The sequence below is a fragment of the Planomonospora sp. ID67723 genome, assembly GCF_015711605.1.
GTDB lineage: Bacteria > Actinomycetota > Actinomycetes > Streptosporangiales > Streptosporangiaceae > Planomonospora_A.
In genome coordinates this window covers 2,474,462-2,495,533 of sequence record NZ_JABTEZ010000001.1, presented here as the reverse complement: position 1 = coordinate 2,495,533, position 21,072 = coordinate 2,474,462, and the positions used below count along the sequence as shown (strand labels likewise).

General features: G+C 71.8%; 21 protein-coding genes, 1 tRNA gene and 2 riboswitches. Of the genes, 16 read left to right on the top strand and 6 right to left on the bottom strand.

Annotation, left to right across the window (positions count from 1 at the left end; genetic code table 11):
• Nucleotides 1–42 precede the first annotated feature (42 nt).
• The 9 genes from HS041_RS11620 to HS041_RS11585 all read left to right on the top strand — a co-directional run bounded on the left by HS041_RS11620 (nt 43) and on the right by HS041_RS11585 (nt 8,048).
• On the top strand, nt 43–738 hold the full coding sequence (locus tag HS041_RS11620) for a gamma-glutamyl-gamma-aminobutyrate hydrolase family protein (protein ID WP_196440472.1): 696 nt from the start codon (nt 43–45) through the stop codon (nt 736–738).
• Between the two features lie 213 nt (nt 739–951).
• Nucleotides 952–1,305: an ArsR/SmtB family transcription factor gene (locus HS041_RS11615; protein WP_196440471.1), complete on the top strand. Its 354-nt coding sequence runs from the start codon at nt 952–954 to the stop codon at nt 1,303–1,305.
• On the top strand, nt 1,302–1,583 hold the full coding sequence (locus HS041_RS11610; RefSeq protein WP_196440470.1) for a hypothetical protein: 282 nt from the start codon (nt 1,302–1,304) through the stop codon (nt 1,581–1,583). The genes HS041_RS11615 and HS041_RS11610 overlap by 4 nt, the downstream gene beginning before the upstream one ends.
• Before the next feature lie 47 nt (nt 1,584–1,630).
• On the top strand, nt 1,631–2,602 hold the full coding sequence (locus tag HS041_RS11605) for an NAD(P)-dependent alcohol dehydrogenase (protein WP_230878528.1): 972 nt from the start codon (nt 1,631–1,633) through the stop codon (nt 2,600–2,602).
• A gap of 3 nt (nt 2,603–2,605) precedes the next feature.
• Nucleotides 2,606–2,737 carry a hypothetical protein gene (locus HS041_RS39230; RefSeq protein ID WP_255529552.1) on the top strand — a complete coding sequence of 44 codons (132 nt, stop codon included), beginning with the start codon at nt 2,606–2,608 and terminating at the stop codon, nt 2,735–2,737.
• Nucleotides 2,738–2,830: 93 nt separating this feature from the next.
• Nucleotides 2,831–2,929, top strand: a riboswitch (glycine riboswitch).
• Nucleotides 2,930–3,025: riboswitch (glycine riboswitch) on the top strand.
• A gap of 33 nt (nt 3,026–3,058) precedes the next feature.
• Nucleotides 3,059–4,144, top strand: coding sequence for a glycine cleavage system aminomethyltransferase GcvT (gcvT, locus tag HS041_RS11600; RefSeq protein ID WP_196440469.1), 1,086 nt, complete (start codon nt 3,059–3,061; stop codon nt 4,142–4,144).
• Entirely contained in the window at nt 4,141–4,533 is a 393-nt protein-coding gene (gene gcvH, locus HS041_RS11595; protein ID WP_196440468.1) for a glycine cleavage system protein GcvH, read from the top strand. The genes gcvT and gcvH overlap by 4 nt, the downstream gene beginning before the upstream one ends.
• A 73-nt stretch (nt 4,534–4,606) precedes the next feature.
• Nucleotides 4,607–5,983 carry an L-serine ammonia-lyase gene (locus tag HS041_RS11590; protein ID WP_196440467.1) on the top strand — a complete coding sequence of 459 codons (1,377 nt, stop codon included), beginning with the start codon at nt 4,607–4,609 and terminating at the stop codon, nt 5,981–5,983.
• 103 nt (nt 5,984–6,086) lie between these two features.
• Entirely contained in the window at nt 6,087–8,048 is a 1,962-nt protein-coding gene (locus HS041_RS11585; protein ID WP_196440466.1) for a hypothetical protein, read from the top strand.
• Nucleotides 8,049–8,233: 185 nt separating this feature from the next.
• Here HS041_RS11585 and HS041_RS11580 read toward each other — a convergent pair whose 3' ends face one another.
• Entirely contained in the window at nt 8,234–8,851 is a 618-nt protein-coding gene (locus HS041_RS11580; RefSeq protein WP_196440465.1) for a DUF6286 domain-containing protein, read from the bottom strand.
• A 152-nt stretch (nt 8,852–9,003) separates the two neighbouring features.
• Between HS041_RS11580 and HS041_RS11575 the strand changes: the two genes are divergently transcribed.
• The gene (locus tag HS041_RS11575; protein ID WP_196440464.1) at nt 9,004–10,197 is read left to right on the top strand and encodes an amino acid deaminase/aldolase; all 1,194 of its coding nucleotides are present in this window, start codon (nt 9,004–9,006) and stop codon (nt 10,195–10,197) included.
• A 9-nt stretch (nt 10,198–10,206) separates the two neighbouring features.
• On the opposite strand, the gene HS041_RS11570 is transcribed toward HS041_RS11575, so the two are convergent.
• Nucleotides 10,207–10,545, bottom strand: a complete 339-nt coding sequence (locus tag HS041_RS11570; protein WP_196440463.1) for a DUF3618 domain-containing protein — start codon at nt 10,543–10,545, stop codon at nt 10,207–10,209.
• Between the two features lie 111 nt (nt 10,546–10,656).
• Here HS041_RS11570 and bcp point away from each other — a divergent pair, with 111 nt between their 5' ends.
• A complete protein-coding gene (gene bcp, locus HS041_RS11565; protein ID WP_196440462.1) occupies nt 10,657–11,121 on the top strand; it encodes a thioredoxin-dependent thiol peroxidase in 465 nt (154 codons plus the stop codon).
• Between the two features lie 563 nt (nt 11,122–11,684).
• Nucleotides 11,685–11,757 (top strand) — tRNA-Leu (locus HS041_RS11560).
• A gap of 295 nt (nt 11,758–12,052) precedes the next feature.
• Here HS041_RS11560 and HS041_RS11555 read toward each other — a convergent pair.
• On the bottom strand, nt 12,053–12,721 hold the full coding sequence (locus tag HS041_RS11555) for a hypothetical protein (RefSeq protein ID WP_196440461.1): 669 nt from the start codon (nt 12,719–12,721) through the stop codon (nt 12,053–12,055).
• A gap of 166 nt (nt 12,722–12,887) precedes the next feature.
• Between HS041_RS11555 and HS041_RS11550 the strand changes: the two genes are divergently transcribed.
• The 4 genes from HS041_RS11550 to HS041_RS11535 all read left to right on the top strand — a co-directional run bounded on the left by HS041_RS11550 (nt 12,888) and on the right by HS041_RS11535 (nt 18,274).
• Complete coding sequence (locus HS041_RS11550; protein ID WP_307845241.1) at nt 12,888–14,084, top strand: sensor histidine kinase; 1,197 nt, start codon at nt 12,888–12,890, stop codon at nt 14,082–14,084.
• Complete coding sequence (locus HS041_RS11545; RefSeq protein WP_196440460.1) at nt 14,081–14,761, top strand: response regulator; 681 nt, start codon at nt 14,081–14,083, stop codon at nt 14,759–14,761. The genes HS041_RS11550 and HS041_RS11545 overlap by 4 nt, the downstream gene beginning before the upstream one ends.
• Nucleotides 14,762–14,988: 227 nt before the next feature.
• Nucleotides 14,989–15,759, top strand: coding sequence for an ABC transporter ATP-binding protein (locus HS041_RS11540; RefSeq protein ID WP_196440459.1), 771 nt, complete (start codon nt 14,989–14,991; stop codon nt 15,757–15,759).
• A 1-nt stretch (nt 15,760) separates the two neighbouring features.
• Nucleotides 15,761–18,274, top strand: a complete 2,514-nt coding sequence (locus HS041_RS11535) for an ABC transporter permease (protein ID WP_196440458.1) — start codon at nt 15,761–15,763, stop codon at nt 18,272–18,274.
• Between the two features lie 27 nt (nt 18,275–18,301).
• On the opposite strand, the gene HS041_RS11530 is transcribed toward HS041_RS11535, so the two are convergent.
• The 3 genes from HS041_RS11530 to HS041_RS11520 form a co-directional block, all read right to left on the bottom strand.
• Nucleotides 18,302–18,571 carry an SUKH-4 family immunity protein gene (locus HS041_RS11530; RefSeq protein ID WP_196440457.1) on the bottom strand — a complete coding sequence of 90 codons (270 nt, stop codon included), beginning with the start codon at nt 18,569–18,571 and terminating at the stop codon, nt 18,302–18,304.
• Complete coding sequence (locus HS041_RS11525; protein ID WP_196440456.1) at nt 18,568–19,317, bottom strand: toxin glutamine deamidase domain-containing protein; 750 nt, start codon at nt 19,315–19,317, stop codon at nt 18,568–18,570. Before HS041_RS11525 ends, HS041_RS11530 begins: the two co-directional genes overlap by 4 nt.
• A 106-nt stretch (nt 19,318–19,423) precedes the next feature.
• Nucleotides 19,424–21,040 carry a molybdopterin-dependent oxidoreductase gene (locus tag HS041_RS11520; RefSeq protein WP_196440455.1) on the bottom strand — a complete coding sequence of 539 codons (1,617 nt, stop codon included), beginning with the start codon at nt 21,038–21,040 and terminating at the stop codon, nt 19,424–19,426.
• Between the last annotated feature and the right edge of the window lie 32 nt (nt 21,041–21,072).

The window sequence follows — 21,072 nt, the reverse complement described above, 5'->3', positions numbered from 1 at the left end:
CGGACCCGAGAGAGCTGCGACCCCGGACCTGGGAGAGGCGCCGTGTCCCGTCCCGTCATCGGTATCACCTGCTACGTCGAGCCCGCGCGCTTCACCGTCTGGGAGGCGACCGCCGCGCTGCTGCCGTACGGCTACGTCGAACACGTGGTCCGCGCGGGCGGCCAGCCGGTGATCCTCCCCCCTGCGGGCGACCCGGCCGTGCTGATCGGCCGCCTGGACGGGCTGATCGTGGCCGGGGGCGGCGACATCGACCCGGCGCGGTACGGCGAGCGGCCACACGAACGGACGGGCTACGTCCGGGACTTCCGCGACGAGGCCGAGCTGGGGCTGGTCCGGGCGGCCCTGGCGGAGGGCCTGCCGTTCCTGGGCGTCTGCCGGGGGCTGCAGGTCCTCAACACGGTGCTGGGCGGCACCCTGCACCAGCACGTGCCCGATCTCGTCGGCCACGACGGTCACGCCCCGGCCCCGGGCCGCTTCGGCCGCATGCCGGTGCGGCTCACGCCGGGCAGCCGGATCGAGAAGATCCTCGGCCCCGGGAGCGCCGACGTGGCCCACTACCACCACCAGGCCGCCGACCGCCTGGGCGAGGGCCTGACCGCGACGGCGCACGCGGAGGACGGCACGGTCGAGGCCGTGGAGCTGGCCGGCCACCCCTTCGCGTGCGCGGTGCAGTGGCATCCGGAGGCCGACGACGAGTGCGCCCTCTTCGCCGCCCTCGTCGACCACACCCGCGCCTGACCGTCGGCCTTCCCTTCATCCGGCGACCGTCCCGGGGTCTTCCGGGACCCTGACCCGGCCGGGCCCGGTTCTCACATCGCGGTGCCGCCGGAAGGCCGCCGGAAGGCCACCGCACGCCTTCGCGCAGGCGGTGCGCCCGTGATTCCTATCGCCGGCGCAGGGGACATGCTACGGTTTCACGTGTAAGAAATTTCTTTCACGTGAAGGAGCGGCATGACAGCGCCTCGGCCGACAGGAGACGACCTGGTCGAGATGCTCGCCGCGCTGGCCAACCCGCTGCGGCTGCTCATCGTCGCGAAGCTGACCGGCGGCCGCGACTACGTGAGCCACCTGGCCCGGGAGATCGGGGTGAGCCGCCCCCTCCTCCACATGCACCTGCGCCGGCTGGAGGCCGCCGGCTTGATCACCGGCACCCTCGAACTGTCCGAGGACGGCAAGGCCGTGAAGTACTACGAGGTCACGGATTTCGACCTGCGCCTGACCGCGTCGGCGCTGGCCGAGGCGGCCGAGACCCTTACCAGACCGGACCCGGAGAAGGGTCCCGCACGCAAGGAGCAGTCCCGATGAACCTCAGCGCGGCCGAGACGACCTGGCCCGGCACGGTCCTCACCCTCGGGCTGGTGTTCCTGGCCACGATCTTGATCATCGCCGTCATGGCGAGCCTCCAGGAGTTCCGCAAGCTGAAGGTCTCGGCCGCCCGGGAGGAGGAGCTGCGGCAGCTCGTTCGCCGCTACGAGCACCTCGCCGAGAACACCCTGGACGCCCAGCAGCGGGTGGCCGCCGACCTTGCCGAGCTGCGGTCGCGGGCGGCGTCGATCGAGCAGATCCTGCGGACCGTCGATTGACCGGCCCGGCTCCGGCGCGCACGCCGAGCCCACCAGTTCAGGAGAACATGATGAAGGCAATCGTCCAGCGCAGGTACGGCCCACCCGACGTCCTGGAACTCGAAGAGATCGACAGACCGGTGCCCAAGGACGGCGAGGTGCTGGTGCGCGTCCGCGCGGCCGCCGTCAACGCCGCCGACCTGTTCCTCATGAGGGGCCTGCCCTACCTCATCCGCGCCTCGGGATACGCCCGGATAGGGCCGGCGGGCCGGGTCCGGGGCAGGGACCTCGCCGGTCAGGTCGAGGCGGTCGGCGGGAGCGTCACGCGGTTCCGCCCGGGTGACGAGGTCTACGCCGAGGCCGAAGGCGCCTTCGCCGAGTACGTGTGCGTCCCGGAGGCCTCCCTGGCGCTGAAACCGGCCAACCTGACGTTCGAACAGGCGGCCGCGATGCCGCTGTCGGCGGGCACCGCCCTGCAGGGGCTGCGCGACAGGGGCCGGATCCGGCCGGGGCAGCAGGTCCTGATCAACGGAGCGTCGGGAGGCGTGGGCACGTTCGCCGTGCAGATCGCCAAGTCGTTCGGGGCGGAGGTGACCGGCGTGTGCAGCGCGAGGAACGCGGACCTGGTCCGTTCGATCGGCGCCGACCACGTCGTCGACTACACCCGGGAGGACTTCACCCGGAGCGGCCGGCGCTACGACCTCGTCCTCGACCTGGTCGCCAACCACCCGCTGTCCGGATTCAGACGGGTGCTGACCCCGAAGGGGACCCTCGTGCTGTCCTCGGGGAACGGCAGCCGCTGGTTCGGACCCATGGGCCGCATCCTCAGAGCGCTGGCGATGTCGCCGTTCACCGCCCGGAAGCTGCGCCCGCTCGTGGCGAAGCCGAACGGCGAGAACCTGGTCTTCCTGAAGGAGCTCGCCGAGTCCGGGGAGGTCACGCCGGTCGTCGACAGGACCTATCCGCTGAGCCGGACCCCCGAGGCGGTCCGCTATCTCGAACAGGAGCACGCGCGGGCGAAGGTCGTCATCACCGTGTGAGACGTGGATCGCGGCGGAATCCGCTCCGAGGACCGCCTGGCCGCGCTGGCCGCACGCGCCGGAGCCGTGCACGCCGTACGGCCCGGCGCGGCGGACGGCGGTCCCGCCGGGCAGGACCTGCGTGCGCAGGCCTGACCCCGGCCGGGGACCGGCGACATGGAGGCGGTTCGCCCCGCCGGAGGGATTTCGCGCAGTGGGTCCGGGCCGTTAGGCTGGCCGCGACACCGATGAACCCGTGCGGGAGAGCGTCCTGACATCCAGGCCAGGACCCCTGAAGGAGCAAGCCCTCCCCGCGAACCTCTCAAGGCAAAGGACCGTGCGGGTAGGTGCCCTCTGGAAAGCAGGTCTTCGAGGCCTCGCCGAAGGTGAAAGTCCGGTAAAAACTGGGCGAAGCTCTCAGGCAACCATGACAGAGGGGGAGGATGCTCTCATCCGACCCCTGTCTGAGGTGCGAACATGTCCCGACCCACGCCGCTGCGCGGCGTCCACGAGGCTCTCGGCGCGACCCTGACCGACTTCGCGGGCTGGCTGATGCCGCTGCGCTACGGCAGCGAGTCCGTCGAGCACAACGCGGTCCGCCAGGCGGCGGGCCTGTTCGACCTGTCCCACATGGGCGAGATCTTCGTGACCGGGCCGCAGGCCGGCGAGGCCCTCGACTACGCGCTCGTCGGCCACCTGTCCGCGCTGGAGCCCGGCCGCGCCCGCTACACGATGATCGTGAACGCCGAGGGCGGCGTGCTGGACGACCTGATCGTCTACCGCCTCGCCCCCGAGGAGTTCATGGTCGTCGCCAACGCCTCCAACTACGCCGTGGTCGCCGCGGCGCTCGCCGAGCGGGCCAAGGCGTTCGACGCCGCCGTGGACGACCGCTCCGACCGGTACGCCCTGATCGCCGTCCAGGGACCGCGCTCGGCGGAGATCCTCGCCATGCTCACCGACGCCGACCTCGACGGCCTCAAGTACTACGCGGGCCTGCCCGCCACCGTCGCCGGCCGCCCGGCGCTCATCGCCCGCACCGGCTACACCGGCGAGGACGGGTTCGAGCTGTTCATCGAGAACGGCGACGCCGAGCCCCTGTGGGCCGCGCTCACCGACGCGGGCGAGCCGTACGGCCTGCGCCCGGCCGGGCTCTCGGCGCGCGACACCCTCCGCCTGGAGGCGGGCATGCCGCTGTACGGCAACGAGCTCTCGGCCGGCCTCACCCCGTTCGACGCGGGCCTCGGCCGTGTGGTGAGGTTTGACAAGCCGGGCGACTTCGTCGGCCGGTCAGCCCTGGAACCGCTCAAAGACGTCCCGCCCTCCCGCCGCCGGGTGGGCCTGGTCGCCACCGGCCGCCGGGTGCCACGGCACGGCTACCCGGTGGTGGCCGACGGCACGGTCGTCGGCGAGGTCACCAGCGGGGCGCCCTCCCAGTCGCTGGGCAGGCCCATCGCCATGGCCTACGTCGACAACGACCGGGCAGAGGGTCTGGCGGTGGACATCCGGGGCAGCCACGAGCCGGTCGAGGTTGTCGACCTGCCTTTCTACAGGAGGAACAAGTGAGCAGCATTCCCGACGAACTGCACTACACCAAGGAGCACGAGTGGGTCGCGGGCGTCGACGACGGCCTGACCCTCACCGTGGGCATCACCGCCTACGCCGCCGAGGCGCTCGGTGACGTGGTCTACGTGCAGGTCCCCGAGGTCGGCGCCTCGGTCGCCGCCGGTGACGCGGTCGGCGAGGTCGAGTCGACCAAGTCGGTGAGCGACATCTACGCCCCGGTCGGCGGCGAGGTGATCGAGGTCAACGCGGCCGTCGTGGACGACCCGTCGCTGGTCAACAGCGACCCGTACGGCGAGGGCTGGCTGTTCCGCGTCCGCCTGGAGGGCGACGTCGACGACCTGCTCTCCCCCGAGGAGTACACCGCGCTCACCTCCGGTAGTGAGTCCTGATATTTCCCCTCTTTCGCTGTGATCGTGCGCGCCACCGGACGCGCACGATCACGGCGACTTAAGGACCCGATCAATGGCGATCAGCGTCTTCGACCTCTTCAAGGTCGGCATCGGCCCCTCCAGCTCCCACACCGGCGGGCCGATGGCCGCCGCCCACAAGTTCGCTCGGAGCCTCGACCACGACGGCCTCCTGGACAAGACCGCGCGGGTCGAGGCGATCCTGTACGGCTCGCTCGGCCTCACCGGCAAGGGCCACGGCAGCGACAAGGCCGTCCTGCTCGGCCTGTCCGGCGAGAAGCCCGAGCTCGTCGACGTCGACGGCGTGGAGGACCGGCTGGCCGCCATGAAGGCGTCCGGCACCGTCCACCTGTACGGCTCCCGCGAGATCCCCTTCGTCGTCGGCGAGGACCTCGTCTTCGAGCGCAAGATCTCCCTCCCCGGCCACCCGAACGGCATGCGCTTCACCGCCTTCGACGACTGCGGGGAGATCCTCAGGCAGAAGGTCTACTACTCAGTCGGCGGCGGCTTCGTCGTGGACGAGAACGCCACCGGCGCCGACCGGATCAAGGCCGACGACACCGTGCTGCCGTACCCCTTCACCACCGCCGCCGAGCTGCTCGCCCACTGCCGCGAGACGGGCCTGTCGATCTCCGGTCTGATGCTGGAGAACGAGAAGGCCTTCGGCCGTACCGACGCCGAGATCCGCGCCGGGCTGCTGCACCTGTGGCAGGTCATGTCCGAGTGCGTCGACCGGGGCATCGCCAAGGAGGGCGTGCTGCCCGGCGGGCTGAAGGTCCGCAGGCGCGCCAACCAGCTCCACCGGCAGCTCCAGACCGAGTCCCCGGAGAAGGACTCCCTGCAGACGATGGACTGGGTCACGCTGTTCGCCCTCGCCGTCAACGAGGAGAACGCCGCCGGCGGCCGGATCGTCACCGCCCCCACCAACGGCGCGGCGGGGATCGTCCCGGCCGTGCTCACCTACTACGACCGGTTCGTGCGCAAGGCCGACGACGACGGCGTGGTCCGGTTCCTGCTCACCGCGGGCGCGGTCGGCGTGCTGTTCAAGGAGAACGCCTCCATCTCCGGCGCCGAGGTGGGCTGCCAGGGCGAGGTCGGCTCGGCCTGCTCGATGGCCGCCGCCGGGCTCACCGAGGTGCTGGGCGGCACCCCCGAGCAGGTGGAGAACGCCGCCGAGATCGGCATCGAGCACAACCTGGGCCTGACCTGCGATCCGGTCGGCGGCCTGGTCCAGATCCCGTGCATCGAGCGCAACGCGGTCGCCGCGATCAAGGCCATCACCGCCGCCCGGATCGCGCTGCGCGGCGACGGCCGCCACTTCGTCTCACTCGACAAGGCGATCAAGACGATGCGCGACACCGGCCGCGACATGCTGGACAAGTACAAGGAGACGAGCCGCGGCGGCCTCGCCGTCAACGTCATCGAGTGCTGACCCCTCCTCCGCGGCACGGCAGCACGAAGTTCACAATCCCGTCCAAGAGTGTGCGGTCCTCCGGATATCGTTTATGACCTGCTTCGGAGCTCAGGAGGTCTCGGTGACGACGGGAGCCCACCCGGTGGTCCGCTTCCTCCGCGACCACTGGCTGTTCGCCGCCGCGCTGCTGCTCGGCGGCGGCCTGCGCGTCCTGGCCGTGCTGGGATACCGCCCCGCCCTGTGGTTCTGGGCCGACTCCTTCGCCTACCTCGGCACCGCCCTCGACCCCCGGCCCATGGAGTCGCGCCCCTCCGGCTACTCGCTGTTCCTGTGGCTGCTGGGCCCCCTCGAAAGCGTCCAGGCCGTGGCCGTGGTCCAGCACCTGCTCGGCCTGACCTCGGCCGTCTGCGTCTACCTGCTGCTGCGCCGGCTGGCCGGCCTGCCCGGCTGGGGCGCGACGCTCGCCACCCTGCCCGTCCTGCTGGACATCCACCAGATCCAGCTCGAACACCTCGTCATGGCCGACCTGCTCTTCCAGTTCCTGGTCGTGCTGGCGGTCACCCTTCTGCTGTGGCGCCGCCGCCCGCCCGTCTGGATCGCCCTGCTCGCCGGGGTCCTGCTGGCCGCGGCCACCACCACCCGGACCATCGGGCTGCCGCTGGTCGCCGTCGTGCTGGCCTGCCTGGCGCTGCGCCGCGCCGGATGGCGGGCGCTGCTGGCCACCGCCACGGCGAGCGCGCTCGTCCTCGGCGGGTACGCCGCCTGGTTCGCGTCCGAGCACGGCGAGTACGGCCTCACCCGGGGCAGCACCTTCCTGTGGGCGCGCACGATGACCTTCGCCGACTGCGCGAAGATCCTGCCCACCGGGCCGGAGGCCGCGCTCTGCCCCACCGAGCCGCTGAGCGAGCGCCGGCCGCCCCCGGTCTACATCTGGGGCGCCGACTCCCCCATCGGCAAGGTCCGGGGCGGCTGGGCCGAGCGCGACGCGCTCGCCGGCGACTTCGCCATTCAGGCGATCAAGGCGCAGCCCCTGGACTTCCTCCGCGCCGGCCTCACCGACCTGGCGCACGTCTTCGACTGGAACCGCCGGGTCTACCCGACCGAGGGCGACCAGAGCGCCTACGTCTTCCCCGACACCGCCTCCTCCCTGCCCGACGCCACCGCCTCCCGTGGCCGCACCGCCGAGGAGATCGCCCTCGCCTACCAGAAGGAGTCCGGCGAGCCCTACCTCGCCGAGCCCTACGCGGGCTGGCTGCTCGCCTACCAGGAGCACGGCTTCCTGCGCGGCCCCTTCCTCGGCGTCATCCTCGCCATCGGCCTGATCGGCGTCCTCACCCGGCTGCGGACCTCCGCCGAGGGCCCCTTCGGCGGGCGCTCCGCCGATCTCCGGGAGACCTCCGGGGACGGATTCTGGTCCGAGGACCCCGGCCCCCGCTCCGAGGCGGGCGCCCACCGCGCCCACGACGACGCCTCCTCCCCCGCGGAGCGGACCCCCTGGGCCCTCGGCGGCGCGGTGCTGGCGCCGTGGGCGGCCGCCGTCACGCTGATCGCGCTGCCGATGTTCATCGCGGCCTTCGACCACCGCTACGTGGTGCCCGCCGTGCCGCTGGCCTGCCTGGCCGCCGGACTCGCCTTCGGCACGCGCGTGCCGTACGGGACCGGGTGGGGGCGGGAGCCGTACGGAGCAGGGTCCGAGAGTCCCGGACGGGAGCCGCGGCCGGAGTCGGACGAGCCGGTCCCGCCGCCGATGACGGCGCCGTCCCGGGCGTCAGCGGCGGCGGACGTGCAGACGGACCAGCGCCCCCAGCTGCTCGTCCCCAAGCGTCCGGCGGACCCTGTCGACGGCGTCCTTGTTCATCCGATCCACCAGAGCGCCGATGTCGGCGGCGGGCCCGCAGCTCACCGTGATCCTGACCCGGTCCCCCTCCAGGGCCCTGACCCGGATCCTGCCGAGTCCTTCGACTTCTTTAAGCGCGACGCCCAGCATCGCGGTGCCGCTCCCGCTCAGGCTCCCCCACCGCCCCCAGCCCAGGGAGCACAGCAGCCAGCGAACGGATACCAGCGCCAGTACTACAAGTACTAGCGCCACCACCCACCCCGGCCACGGGTCCTCCGCCAGCCGGGCGGGAAGCCCCCGGTCCAGGATCGGCTGCCCCGCCGGGTGGCCGGGCAGCTCTCCCTGCCCGCGCAGGAAGGCGTACAGCCCGCCCCCCGCCAGCACCGTCCCGGTGACGGCCAGCCCGATCCGGTTGCCCAGGTAGACCTTCATCAGTTCCCCCGCCCGCGCAGCCGCACCACGACCTCACCGCCGTACATCGCCCCCACGCCGGCCAGCCGGTCCCCGACCGCGGCGCCGACCTGGCGGAGGAGCTGGCCGGTCCGCTGCGCGTCGGTGATCACGACGACCTCGACCTTCCGGGACCCCAGACGCACCCGCGCCCGCCCCACCCCGTCCACCGACTCGGCCGCGGCCCGCAGCGTACGGCGCAGCCCCGCTCTGGTCATGCCGATCACCGTCAGCGGATCGCCGGTCTCCAGCGGCACCAGCCGGGTCCGTCCCGGCACCGCCGCCAGCGTCACCAGCAGCAGGCCGGCCACGACCACCAGCACCGAGGCGACGGCCACGTCCGGATCCGACCAGCTCAGCGCACCGACTCCGGACGCGAGCTTCTGGTACGGCACCAGCCCGAAAGGCGAGCCCGTCAGCAGGCCGACCGTCGCGCCCACCGCCGCCGACAGCGACACCGAGACCGTCAGGGCGACCGCCACGCCCGCGGGGCTCCGGTTCGGCCGGAGCATCCGTACCGACCTGCGGCGGACCGAGCGGGGACGCTCTTCCAGCGTGCTGCTTCCCGCGCCCGCCAGGGTCCCCTGGAGAGTAGTCATCACCCGGTCAGGTGTAGTGCCCGGCGGCACCCTCCGCAGAGAAGCGGCTCGGTCGCTTGCCGGAACCCGGGCCCGGCCCGGCGGAAGAATTTACCGATGACGATCAACGTGAGCAATATTCATATTCGGCCGGGCGGAGTTATCCTGCCCCCATGGACGACCGTCAGCGCTACGACCGGGCCACCGCGCACCTGGATCCCCCCTTCGCCGTGCTCGACCTCGCGGCCCTGCGCGCCAACGCCGCCGACATGGCACGGCGGGCCCGCGGCAAACCCATCAGGGTCGCCAGCAAGTCCATCCGCTCCCGTCCCGTCCTGGAACGCGTGCTCGCGCTGGACGGGTTCGCCGGGATCATGGCCTTCACCCTGCCCGAGGCCCTCTGGCTGGTCTCCACCGGGCTGCGGGACGTGCTCGTCGCCTACCCCACCGCCGACCGGACCGCGCTGGCCGCCCTGGCCGCCGACGCCCGTGCCGCGCAGGAGATCACGGTGATGGTGGATCGTTCCGAGCACCTGGACTTCATCGAGTCCGCGGTGGCCGACGTCCACAACCGCCACGAGATCCGGATATGTCTGGACATCGACGCCGGGTATGTCGCCCTCGGCGGCAAATTCCGGGCAGGCGCCCTCCGCTCCCCCATCCGCGAAGCCGACCAGGCGGCCGACCTCGCCGCCGACACCGCCAAACGCCCCGGTCTCCGCCTCGTCGGACTCATGGCCTACGAGGCCCAGATCGCCGGCGTCGGCGACAACCCACCCGGCAGGCCCGCCCTCACCCACGTCATCCGCTGGATGCAGACCCGCTCCCGCCACGAACTCGTCATGCGCAGAGGCCGCATCGTGCAAGCCGTCCGGCAGATCTCCGACCTCGAATTCGTCAACGGCGGCGGCACCGGCAGCATCGGCACCACCACCCGCGAAAAGGCCGTCACCGAGCTCGCCGCCGGATCCGGCTTCTTCCACCCCCGGCTCTTCGATTTCTACCGAGGCTTCACCGGCCACCCCGCCGCCCTCTTCGCCCTCCCCGTCGTCCGCCGCCCCGCCCCCGGCGTCGTCACCGTCCTCGGCGGCGGCTACGTCGCCTCCGGCGCCCCCGGCCCCGACCGGCTCCCCCAGCCCTACCTGCCCTGCGGCCTGCGCTATCACCCCGACGAGGGCGCCGGCGAGGTCCAGACCCCCCTCACCGGCCAGGCCGCCGAAGACCTCCGCCTCGGCGACCGCGTCTGGTTCCGCCACGCCAAAGCAGGCGAACTCAGCGAACGCTTCGCCACCCTCCACCTCATCGACGGCGACGTCGTCGTCGACGAGGTCCCGACCTACCGGGGCGAGGGCCGCACGTTCCTCTGACGCCCCGGCTCACCCGCGGCGGCGACGCCACAACACGACCGCCGCCCCGACCACCAGCACGGCCCCCACGCCGACCAGCACCGGCGCCAGCCCCGGCCGCTCATCCGCCCACAGATCATCCGGCTCGCCCTCCGGCTTCACCGGCCGGGGCGCGATCCCCACCGCATCGCTGATCCGCTCCCCCAGAGAGACCACGAACTGCCTCGCGTTCGACTCCGCCCTGGCGACGGTCCGCCGCGCGACGTTGCCCGGACTCACCCGGTCCGCGATGGCGTCGACCGTCCGGGCCAACTCCGCACGCGTACGCTCGATCCGCCGCTCCAGCTCCGCGGGATCGGTGTCCGCCATGGCTCTCCTCTCATCGCCCTTGACATTGATCAGTCTGTCAGGTCCAGCGCGCCGACGACACTTCGGACAGGCCGCTAAGTTGACCAGAGAACCGTTCCATGGAGGAAAATCATGAAACTCGAACCAGGCGACGCCGCCCCGGACCTCGCCCTCCCCGCCGCCGACGGCACCGTCGTCTCCCTGGACGCCTACCGCGGCAAGCGGGTCATCCTCTACTTCTACCCCGCCGCGATGACCCCCGGCTGCACCAAGCAGGCCTGCGACTTCCGCGACAGCCTCGCCTCCCTGACCGCCGCCGGCTTCGCCGTCCTCGGCGTCTCCAAGGACACCCCGGCCAAACTCGCCAAGTTCGCCGAGCACGACGCCCTCACTTTCCCCCTGCTGTCCGACCCCGGCCTGGAGGTCCACAAGGCCTACGGCGCCTACGGCGAGAAGACGATGTACGGAAAGACCATCGTCGGCGTCCTCCGCTCCACCTTCGTCATCGACCCCGACGGCAAAATCGAGAAGGCCCTCTACAACGTGAAGGCCACCGGCCACGTGGCCCGGCTCCGCCGCGAACTGGGACTCGACTGAATACAGTTCTTCACCGTTTGGTACGGCCTGCGCGTGCCCCAGGAAATGACGCATGAATTCTCTGGCCTTGGGGCATGCAAGACAAACTCGATCGACGCATGCCGGCCGAATACGAGTACACCCCGGAAATGCCGGCCGAGGCGGCGGCCGACTCCCTCGGCATCGCCGACACCCTCCGCCGCCCCGGCACCACCATCGCGGGCGGGAACCACACCCGCACCAGCCGCCGTCTGAAGCGCTTCGGGATCGGCACCTCACACTTCTCGGGACAGGCCGGCGACCGAGAGCGGCGATCGCCGAGGCGCCTGCGTCCGGCCGAAACCCTCCGCATACGACCCGAGGGCTCCCCCAGGACCGGCCCCCGGTGCTCCGGCGAGCGCTTCAGGAAGCAGGCGTGCCCTACCGCTGCAGTCCATGTAAGATCGAGGGCGTGTGAGAAGGAACACCTCTCACGCTGCACGTCGGCCACATCAGTGGAGACTGGCTCGACAAAAGAATAGAGAGCCTGCGACGCCTCTGTCCGAACCGTCATTCACAGACGGAGGATTCCGCAGGAAAGAATAGGGGTTGTAGCCCAGCGGCAGAGGCGACGTCTTTAGGTGGCGTAAAGCGCGGGTTCGAGTCCCGCCAACCCCACGGAATCCCGAGAAGTCATACGGTAAGCCTTAAATCGATTACCACCAGCACAACTTTCTCCCCTCAGGACGACCTGTTCGTCAAACGCCACGGTCTTCACAGAAGATCTGCATCGTGATCCGCGGTGATACGTGAAGCGGTCAACCTTCTTCGACGGAGATTCCTAGAAGAGGGACACACCGCCGCATTTCCCCAGGCGGACGGCGATGAGGACGTCGGCCCCACCGCCGGGGACGGCGCTGGCTTGTCCCTGTCTTTCTGGAGCGCCGCGTCTTTCTGGAGCGCCGCGCGGAGGTCAGGAGGACGGCGAGGGCGTCGGCGCGGTGGGGGCGGGCGCCGGAGTGGCGGGGCCGGCTTCCGGGCTGCGGAGGGTGCATTTGAAGCCGCCCTCGATGGGTTCGCAGAAGCGGGGCAGGTGGGAGCCGTCGCCGCGGGGCATCCGCATGCGGGGGCCTTCCCGGTGGCCGCGCTCGCCGTCGGGGTTCCAGCGCTCGCGCCAGGGGGCGCGGTCGCCGTCCTGCGGGCCGCGGCGGTCGTCCATGCGGCCGGGGCGGTCGTCCATGCGGCCGGCGATGTGTCCGGCACGGTGGCGGTCGCCGATCCTGTCGAGGACGGCGACGGTTCCACCGCCCAGGAGGGCGCCGACGAGGGCGGCGGCGATGATCTGGAAGGTCTTGCCGCGGGTGGTGCGGGCATATCTGCCTGACCTGGGCGGCCGAGGTGCCGTGGCTGTCGTGGCTGCCGTCGCGGTCCAGCCGGGGGCGCTCCAGCCGGGGCCTCCGGGGCCGTAGGGCCCGTAGGGTCCGGCGGCCGGGCGTGGCCCGGCGGGGCCGGGTGCCGAGGGGCCCTGCTGCTCCCCGCTCTGGCCGGTGGCCGGCAGTGCGGTCGTGTCACCGTCTCGGACCGCCGGGTCGCGCGGCGCGTCCTCAGAACCGCGCGACCCGGCGTCGTTGTGATCCGCCATCACAAACATTCTCCCTTTACTCACCCCGGAGGGTGCTCCCGGAAACCATGGTGTCGTAGGGGGCGTAAGTGCCGCGTAAGCGGCGGGCGGTGTGCGACCTGGGTCGTAGGCGGGTCTCCGCCTTTTGGGGGAAGGGCGCTGATCTGCGGATACGTATGGTGGAGGTGTGTTCGGGAGATTTCGCGACTGGGGTCGGCGCCATCCGTGGATCGTGGACGTCTTGTGGCTGACGCCGTTCGTGGTGCTCTGCCTGATCGTCCTGGCGTCGTATGCCTCCGGGCCGGGGGCCGGTTCGGGGGTTCTGCCGTTCTGGTGGTACGTGGTGCTGGGCGCGGTGCTGGTGGCGCCGTTGTTGTGGCGCCGGCGGTGGCCGCTGACGGTGTTCGGGGTGGTCTCGGCGACGAGTTTCGTCCAGTGGGTGTTCGGTGTGGAGGCGACGCCGTTCAATCTGTCGGTGCTGGTGGCGATGTACACGGTGGCGTCGTGCCGCGGGGTGCGCTGGGCGGTGGCGGCGGGTCTGGTGGCGGAGCTGGGGCTCGCCCTGGCGTTCGGGCAGGTCACGAGGGATCCGGACTTCGAGACGTGGGCGAGCATGTCGGTGTTCGTGGTGGCGATCTGGATCTCGGGGATCTACGCCAATACGCGCCGCCGTTACCTGGAGGGCCTGGAGGAGCGGGCGGAGCGGGCGGAGCGTGAGCGGGATCAGCAGGCGCGGCTGGCCGCGGCGGCGGAGCGCGCGCGGATCGCGCGGGAGTTGCACGATGTGGTGGCGCACAACGTGAGTGTGATGATCGTCCAGGCGGACGGTGCGGGGTATGCGATCGATCAGGACCCGGAGCAGGCGCGTGAGGCGGTTCGGGTGATCTCGGCGACGGGGCGGCGGGCGCTGGCGGAGATGCGGCGGATGGTGGGGGTGTTGCGGGCCGATGACGGGGGTGTGGAGGAGTACGCCCCGCAGCCGGATCTGTCGCAGTTGGACGGTCTGGTGGAGCGGGTGCGCGCTTCGGGGTTGCCGGTGGAGCTCCGGGTGGTCGGGGTTGTGCGGGAGTTGCCGGAGGGTGAGCAGCTGACGGTGTACCGGATCGTTCAGGAGGCGCTGACCAATACGCTCAAGCACGGCGGTCCGGGTTCCGGGGCGGTGGTGGAGATGGAGTACGGCGTGCGTGAGCTGGTGGTGCGGGTGTGCGATGACGGCCGGGGAGCGGCGGCTCGGTCACGGCCCGGCGGGCATGGTCTGGTGGGGATGCGAGAGCGGGCGGCGATGTTCGGCGGGACGGTGGAGGCGGGGCCTCGTCCGGGGGGTGGGTTCCAGGTGGTGGTGCGGCTGCCAGTCGGAGAGCCGGGCGGGAGCCGGGCGGCATGACGGAGCGGTCGGGGATCCGGGTGGTGCTGGTCGACGATCAGGAGTTGCTGCGGACGGGGTTCCGGATGGTGTTGCAGGCGCAGCCGGACATCGAGGTGGTGGGGGAGGCGGCGGACGGCCGGGCCGCGGTGGAGGTGGCGCGGTCGGGTGGAGTGGACGTCGTGCTGATGGACGTGCGCATGCCGGTGATGGATGGGGTCGAGGCGACGCGGTTGATCTGTGCCGGGGTGGAGGGGCCGCGGGTGCTGATCCTGACGACGTTCGATCTGGATGATTACGCGTTCGCGGCGTTGAAGGCGGGGGCGTCGGGTTTCCTTCTGAAGGATGTGCCTCCGGCGGATCTGGTGAGTGCGATCCGTTCGGTGCACAGCGGGGATGCCGTGGTGGCGCCGAGTACGACGCGGCGGTTGCTGGAGCGGTTCGCGGTGCATCTTCCGTCGCCGGGCGGGGTGGAGCCGTCGGCGTTGTCGGGCTTGACGGCGCGGGAGCGGGAGGTGCTGGTGCTGGTGGCACGGGGGTTGTCGAACGTCGAGGTGGCGGCGCGGCTGGACTTGGCGGAGGCGACGGTGAAGACGCATCTGGGGCGGGTGCTGGCGAAGCTGGGGCTGCGGGATCGGGCGCAGGTGGTGGTGTACGCCTACGAGTCGGGGCTGGTCGTTCCCCATTCGGCGGGTTAGGCGGTCGGGCGGGTCGTCGTGGTGGTGCCTGGGCGGGTCTGGCGGGTCGTCCGCCGCGGATGGGTCGTCCGAATGGACGAGGCGGGTCTCCCCCGCTGGTCGCACGGGGGGTACGGGGCCGGTCGTTCGGTTGAGGCGAAGTCCGTCCGTGAGTCCGATGGATCGCGTTTTCCCTGGCAATAGCGTCTATCTCGTCAGATCGCAGCCGTTACTGAGGAGAGATCGACGTGACCATCACCGGAGAGGTCGGCGCGCGGAGCGCTCGGGGGGATGTGGCGCCCGCCGTGGTCGCCAGAGGGCTGACCAAGGTCTACGGTCAGGGTGACGCGGCCGTGCACGCCCTCCGAGGGGTGGACGTCGCTTTCTCGACGGGGGCCTTCACCGCGATCATGGGTCCTTCGGGGTCGGGCAAGTCGACGCTGATGCACTGCCTGGCGGGACTGGACACGGTCAGCGCGGGGCGGGTGCACATCGGTGACGTGGAGCTGACGGGGCTCGGCGACAAGCAGCTGACGCTGCTGCGCCGGGAGCGGATCGGTTTCATCTTCCAGGCGTTCAACCTGCTGCCGACGCTGACGGCGGAGCAGAACATCCGGCTCCCGCTGGAGATCGCGGGGCGCCAGGCGGACCAGGAGCTGTTCGACCGGGTCGTGGAGACGGTGGGCCTGCGGGACCGGCTGGCGCACAAGCCGACGGAGCTGTCGGGCGGGCAGCAGCAGCGGGTGGCGGTGGCCCGGGCGCTGATCAGCAAGCCGCAGGTCATCTTCGCCGACGAGCCCACGGGGAACCTGGACTCGCGGAGCGGGACCGAGGTGCTGTCGTTCCTGCGGACGTCGGTGCGGGAGCTGGGGCAGACGATCGTGATGGTGACGCACGATCCGGTGGCGGCGTCGTACGCGGACCGGGTGGTGTTCCTTCGGGACGGCCTGCTGGTGAGCGAGCTGGCGCAGCCGACCCCGCAGTCGGTGCTGGACACCCTGATGAGACTGGAGGCCTGAGTTGCTGAAGACGACTCTGGCCGGATTGCGGGCGCACAAGGTGCGGCTGCTGCTCACCTCCCTGGCGATCACGCTGGGGGTGAGCTTCATCGCGGGCACGTTCGTGCTCACCGACACGATCGAGGCGGGTTTCCGGCAGAAGTTCGCGGCGGCGGCGGACAAGATCGATGTCGCGGTGCTGCCGCCGGAGCGCGAGGGGCGCGAGCAGCCGCCCGTCCGGGCGGCGCTGCTGGAGAAGATCCGTGCCGTCGAGGGCGTGGCGGACGCCCAGGGCATCGTGCGGGGTACGGCGGCGCTGGTCGGAAAGGACGGCAAGGCCGCGGGTGACTTCCCGACGTCGGGGATCTCGATCCCGGAGGGCCGGCTGAACCGGACCGAGATCGTCAGCGGCCGGGCGCCCCGGGGGGCGGCGGAGGCCGTACTGGACGAGAACACCGCCAAAACGCGGGAGTTCGCGGTGGGTGACACGATCACGGTGCTCGACTCGGAGAACGCCAAGCACGAGTTCGCGCTGGTCGGGTTGTTCGACATCGGGGTCGACCAGGGGCTGGCGTACACGGGGGCGGTCGGTTTCACGGTCGAGACCGCGGCCAGGATGACCGGGGAGAAGGACTTCCAGGAGATCGACGTGGTGGCCGCCGACGGGGTGGACGCCGAGGCTCTGCGCAGGTCGGTCGCCGCGGCGGTGGGCGCCGGGGGTGAGGTGAAGACCGGTGCGCGGCACGCCGAGGACCTGGCCGCGGCCAACGGTGCGGACACCACGGTGCTGATGGTGGGCCTGCTGCTGTTCGGTCTGGTCGCGATGTTCGTCGCGGCGCTGGTGATCTACAACACGTTCAACATCCTGGTGGCGCAGCGGACGCGTGAGATGGCGTTGCTGCGCTGCATCGGGGCCACCCGCAGGCAGGTGTTCGGCTCGGTCGTGCTGGAGTCGGCGGTGGTGGGCGTGATCTCGTCGGTGCTCGGCCTGCTGGCCGGCCTGGGGCTGGGTGCGGGGGCGCTGGAGGTCCTGGGCCGGACCGGGCTGGAGGTGCCCTCCGGTGGTGTGGCGCTGACCTCGCGCACGATCGCCGTCGGCTTGGTGCTGGGCGTGCTGGTGACGGTGGCTGCGGCGCTGCTGCCGGCGCGGGCGGCGACGAGGGTGGCGCCGATCGCGGCGCTGCGCTCGCAGGTGGAGGAGCAGACCTTCCGGACCGGCGTGCTGCGGAGTGTCTTCGCGGGGCTGTTCCTGCTGGCCGGGGGCGGCGCGACGGCGTTCGGGGTGAGCATGGATCCGGGTGAGGCCGCGCTGTACGTGGTCATGCTCGGCGGTGCTCTCACCTTCCTGGCGGTGCTGATTCTGGGGCCGGTTCTGGTCAGGCCGCTGAGTGCGTTCGCGGGGTGGCTGCCCCGCAAGCTGTTCGGGGTGCCGGGCAGGCTGGCGGTGGACAATTCCCGGCGCAACCCGAAGCGGGCGGCGACCACGACGGTGGCGTTGACCATCGGGGTGACGCTGATGACGTTGATCTCGGTGCTCACCTCGACGTCGCGTGCCACGTTCGGCGCGAAGCTGGACGAGCAGTTCCCGGTCGACTACATGGTGCAGGCTCAGGGCGGCCAGGAGGCCGGTCTGCCCCGGGCGCTGGCGGAGGAGCTGCGGGCCAGGCCGGAGCTGGCCTCGGTGGTGGCGCTGCGGGCGACCACGGCGAAGGTCGGTGACAACGGCGAGGAGGTGGTCGGCACTTTCACCCCTGCCGAGGGTTTCGCGCCGAAGGCCGAGACGGGTTCGTTCGCCGGTCTGGGCCCGGGTGCGGTGGCCCTGAGTGACGAGGTCGCCAAGACGCTGGGGGTGAAGGTCGGCGGCACGGTCGCGGTGAAGACGACGGAGAGCGGCACGGTCCGGCTCGAGGTCGTGGCGACGTTCTCCGCGGAGAGCAGCGTGCTGCCTCCGGTGACGGTCGCGGAGAGGGAGTTCGAGGGATACTTCGGCCGGCTCGGCGACAGCCAGATCATGGCCAACGCCAGAGACGGCGTGGCGGAGGACAAGGCGCGCAAGGCGGTCGAGGCGGCGGCGCAGCCGTACCCGACGGCGAAGGTGGCCAGCTCGACGGAGGTGCGGGGCGAGTTCGACGAGGCCCTGGACATGATGTTGATGATCATCACGGGTCTGCTGGGCCTGTCGATCCTCATCTCGCTGCTGGGCATCGCGAACACGCTGTCGTTGTCGGTGCACGAGCGGACCCGGGAGTCGGCGCTGCTGCGGGCGCTGGGGCTGACCCGGCCGCAGCTGCGCGGGATGTTGTCGATCGAGGCGCTGGTGCTGGGCGTGATCGGCGCCCTGGTGGGTGTGGCGCTGGGCGTGGTGTTCGGCTGGGCCGCGACGAACACGATGACGACGGGAGTCATCTTCCGGCTCCCGGTGGCGCAGGTGCTGGCGTTCGTGGCGCTGTCCGGTCTGGCGGGCGTGGTGGCCGCGGTGCTGCCCGCCCGCAGGGCGGCCCGCGCCTCGATCGTGGGATCGCTGGCGAGCGGCTGACCGGAGGCGGGACTGCCGGGGCGGCCGCTATCGGGGGCGGCGCCCCGGCCACTGTTCTGCCACGGTCTCGGGGTTGAGGAGGGGGCGGATGGCGATCTCGCCGGTGGCCTTGTCGATGACGATGCATCCGGCGCCGACGGTGTCGGGCAGGACGGCGGGGTCGTCGGGTTCGGGTTCCTTGGGCCAGGCGACGTAGCCTTCCTTGAAGGCGTATATCCCGATCTCGAGGGCGTCGTCGAGGGGGCGGACGCCGTTGATGTATTCCTCGGCGACGGCTCTGGCCTGTTCGAGGTTCACAGTCTCCTCCCGTCTCTGTCGATGACCGCGCAGAAGACGCCGGTCACGGAGTCGTAGGGCGGTTCGACGGCCATGTGGCCCCGCTGGGCGTCGATCCAGATGACCTCGCCGCCGGAGTTGACGGCGTTCCACGCGTGGCTGCCGCCGCTCGGCCACCGGGTGACGATGAGGGCGGCCGAGCCGTGCCCGCCGGCCAGCAGCAACTGCGCGATGGGGGTGTAGGCGCGGCGGCCGTGCCCGATGTACTGGAGGCGGTGCCCGAGCCAGCGTTCGGCCCGGGCCGGGCCGCCGCTCTCGCCGGTGAGCAGCGGTTTGCCGATGCGGTCGTATTCGGGGTACCGGGGCGCGGCCGCGGTCGGCGCGCCGTACCAGGTGGCCAGGACGGCGAGCGCGCAGTCGAGGGCGTTGGCCGCCCGGAACGGGTCGTCGGCGGCGCCGGTCCCGTTGATCAGCCGGATCCACATGCCGCGGGGGTCGGGGAAGCGCCTGGGCCGGCCCCGGTCGTCGGGCGGCACGGCGCGTTCGATGTCCGTCTGGGCCTGTTGCAGCGGCGGGGTGAGCCCGCCGGTCACGCCGTACGGCCGGTAGCGGTCCAGCGGCGGCGGCCGCCATGGTTCGCGCTCGGGTTCCCTGGGCGGGGCGACGACCACCGGAGCCGGGGTCTCCAGCTCGAAGTCGCGCCACCGCTTGCCGTCCGAGGTCACGACCGGGTTGTAGACCCCCGCGGGCAGAAGCCATCGCGTCATACGAATCCCCCTTGTCCCACCCGTTTCGCTGCCCGATGGTAGGCCGCTCACCTGCACGGCGGGGCGGAGTTGACCAGATCGGGGGGAGGAGTCTTCCCGGGTCGGATCAGGCGACCGTGACCTCGACCGCGTGCCAGCCGGTGGCTCCGTCCGGGGCGACCGGGGCCTTGGCGGCGGTCTGGGTGTAGCCGGTGGCGTCGGTGGCGCGTACCTCGATGGTGTGCCTGCCCGGGGCGGCGTCCCAGTCGTCGATGACCCACTGCCGCCAGGTGTCGGCCGTCGGCGCCTCGGCGAGCCTGGCCTGCCGCCACGGCCCGCCGTCGATCCGCACCTCGACCGCGTCCACGCCCTTGTGCTGGGCCCAGGCCACGCCGGCGATGACCGTACGGCCCGGCGGCAGGGTCGTTCCGGGCTTGGGGAGGTCGATGCGCGACTGCGTCTTGACCGGTCCCTTGGCGGCCCAGCCCTTGGGCGTCCAGTACGCCTCGTCCCGGTCGAACCGGGTGAGCTTGATCTCCGTCACCCATTTGGTCGCCGAGACGTAGCCGTACAGCCCGGGGACGACCTGCCGGGCGGGGAAGCCGTGGTCGACGGGCAGCGCCTCGCCGTTCATCGCGACGGCGAGCAGCGCGTCCCGGCCGTCCATGACGACGTCGACCGGGGTGCCGCAGGTCCAGCCGTCGTCGGAGGTGCTCAGCAGCATGTCGGCCTCCCGCTGGACACCGGCCTCGCGCAGCAGGTCGGCCAGGCGGGCGCCGAGCCAGCGGGCGTTGCCGATGTACGGCCCGCCGACCTCGTTGGAGACGCAGCAGAGGGTGACGTCCGCCTCCACCAGGGGCCGTCTCATCAGGTCGGCGAAGGTCAGCTCGACGGGCCGGTCGACCATGCCGTGGATCTTCAGGGTCCACTCTCGGGGGTCGACCCGGGGGACGATGAGGGCGGTGTCCACCCGGTAGAAGTCCCGGTTGGGGGTGAAGAAGGGCGACAGCCCTCTGATCTTGAGATCGGCCCCGGCGGGGACGGGCCTGGCGGAGGTCGAAGGCGTCGGGAGCGCCAGTCCGGCGCGAGCCGCGTCCACCTCGGTGCCCCCCGACAGCAGCCGCCCCGCAGCCCCGGTGGCCCCGGCCACGACCACCCCGCCGAGCAGCCCGGTCAGCAGCCCGCGCCGGTCGAGGGAGTAGCGCTCCTCCCCCGCCTGCATGACCGGCGGGACCGGCGCGGTTTCCGGGTCCCCGCCGAACCACGGGCGGGGGGAGCCGGGACCGGAGGCGAGGGAGCGGCGGACGAACCTGGGGCGGATGAGCCTGGAGAGGGCCACCATGCCGGCGGCGGTGCCCGCGAGGGCCGGGACGGCGTCGGCCGGGCCCGCTCCGGGGCGGGTCAGGACGGCCAGGAGGCCGATCCCGCCGAGGCAGGCCAGGACGGCCTGGCCGTACCGGGTGTCGCGGGAGGACAGGACGCCGACCCCGGCGGCGAGGGCGGCCAGGACGGTCAGGACGCCCGCGAGCAGGACGGTCTTGTCGGCTTCGCCGAAGGTCCGGATGGCCCAGTCCTTCAGCCAGGGCGGGGACAGGTCGACGGCCGCGTCGCCGACCGCCAGGACCGGGAAGGCGCCGGGCTTCACCACTCCCGCGGCCAGCAGGGACACGCCTGTCGCCACCGCGCCCGCGACCAGGCCGACCAGCGCCGCGGCCCAGGCGGGTACGCGCCTGTTGCTCTCCATGGTCTCGACGCTACGCCCCCCGGGGCACCGAG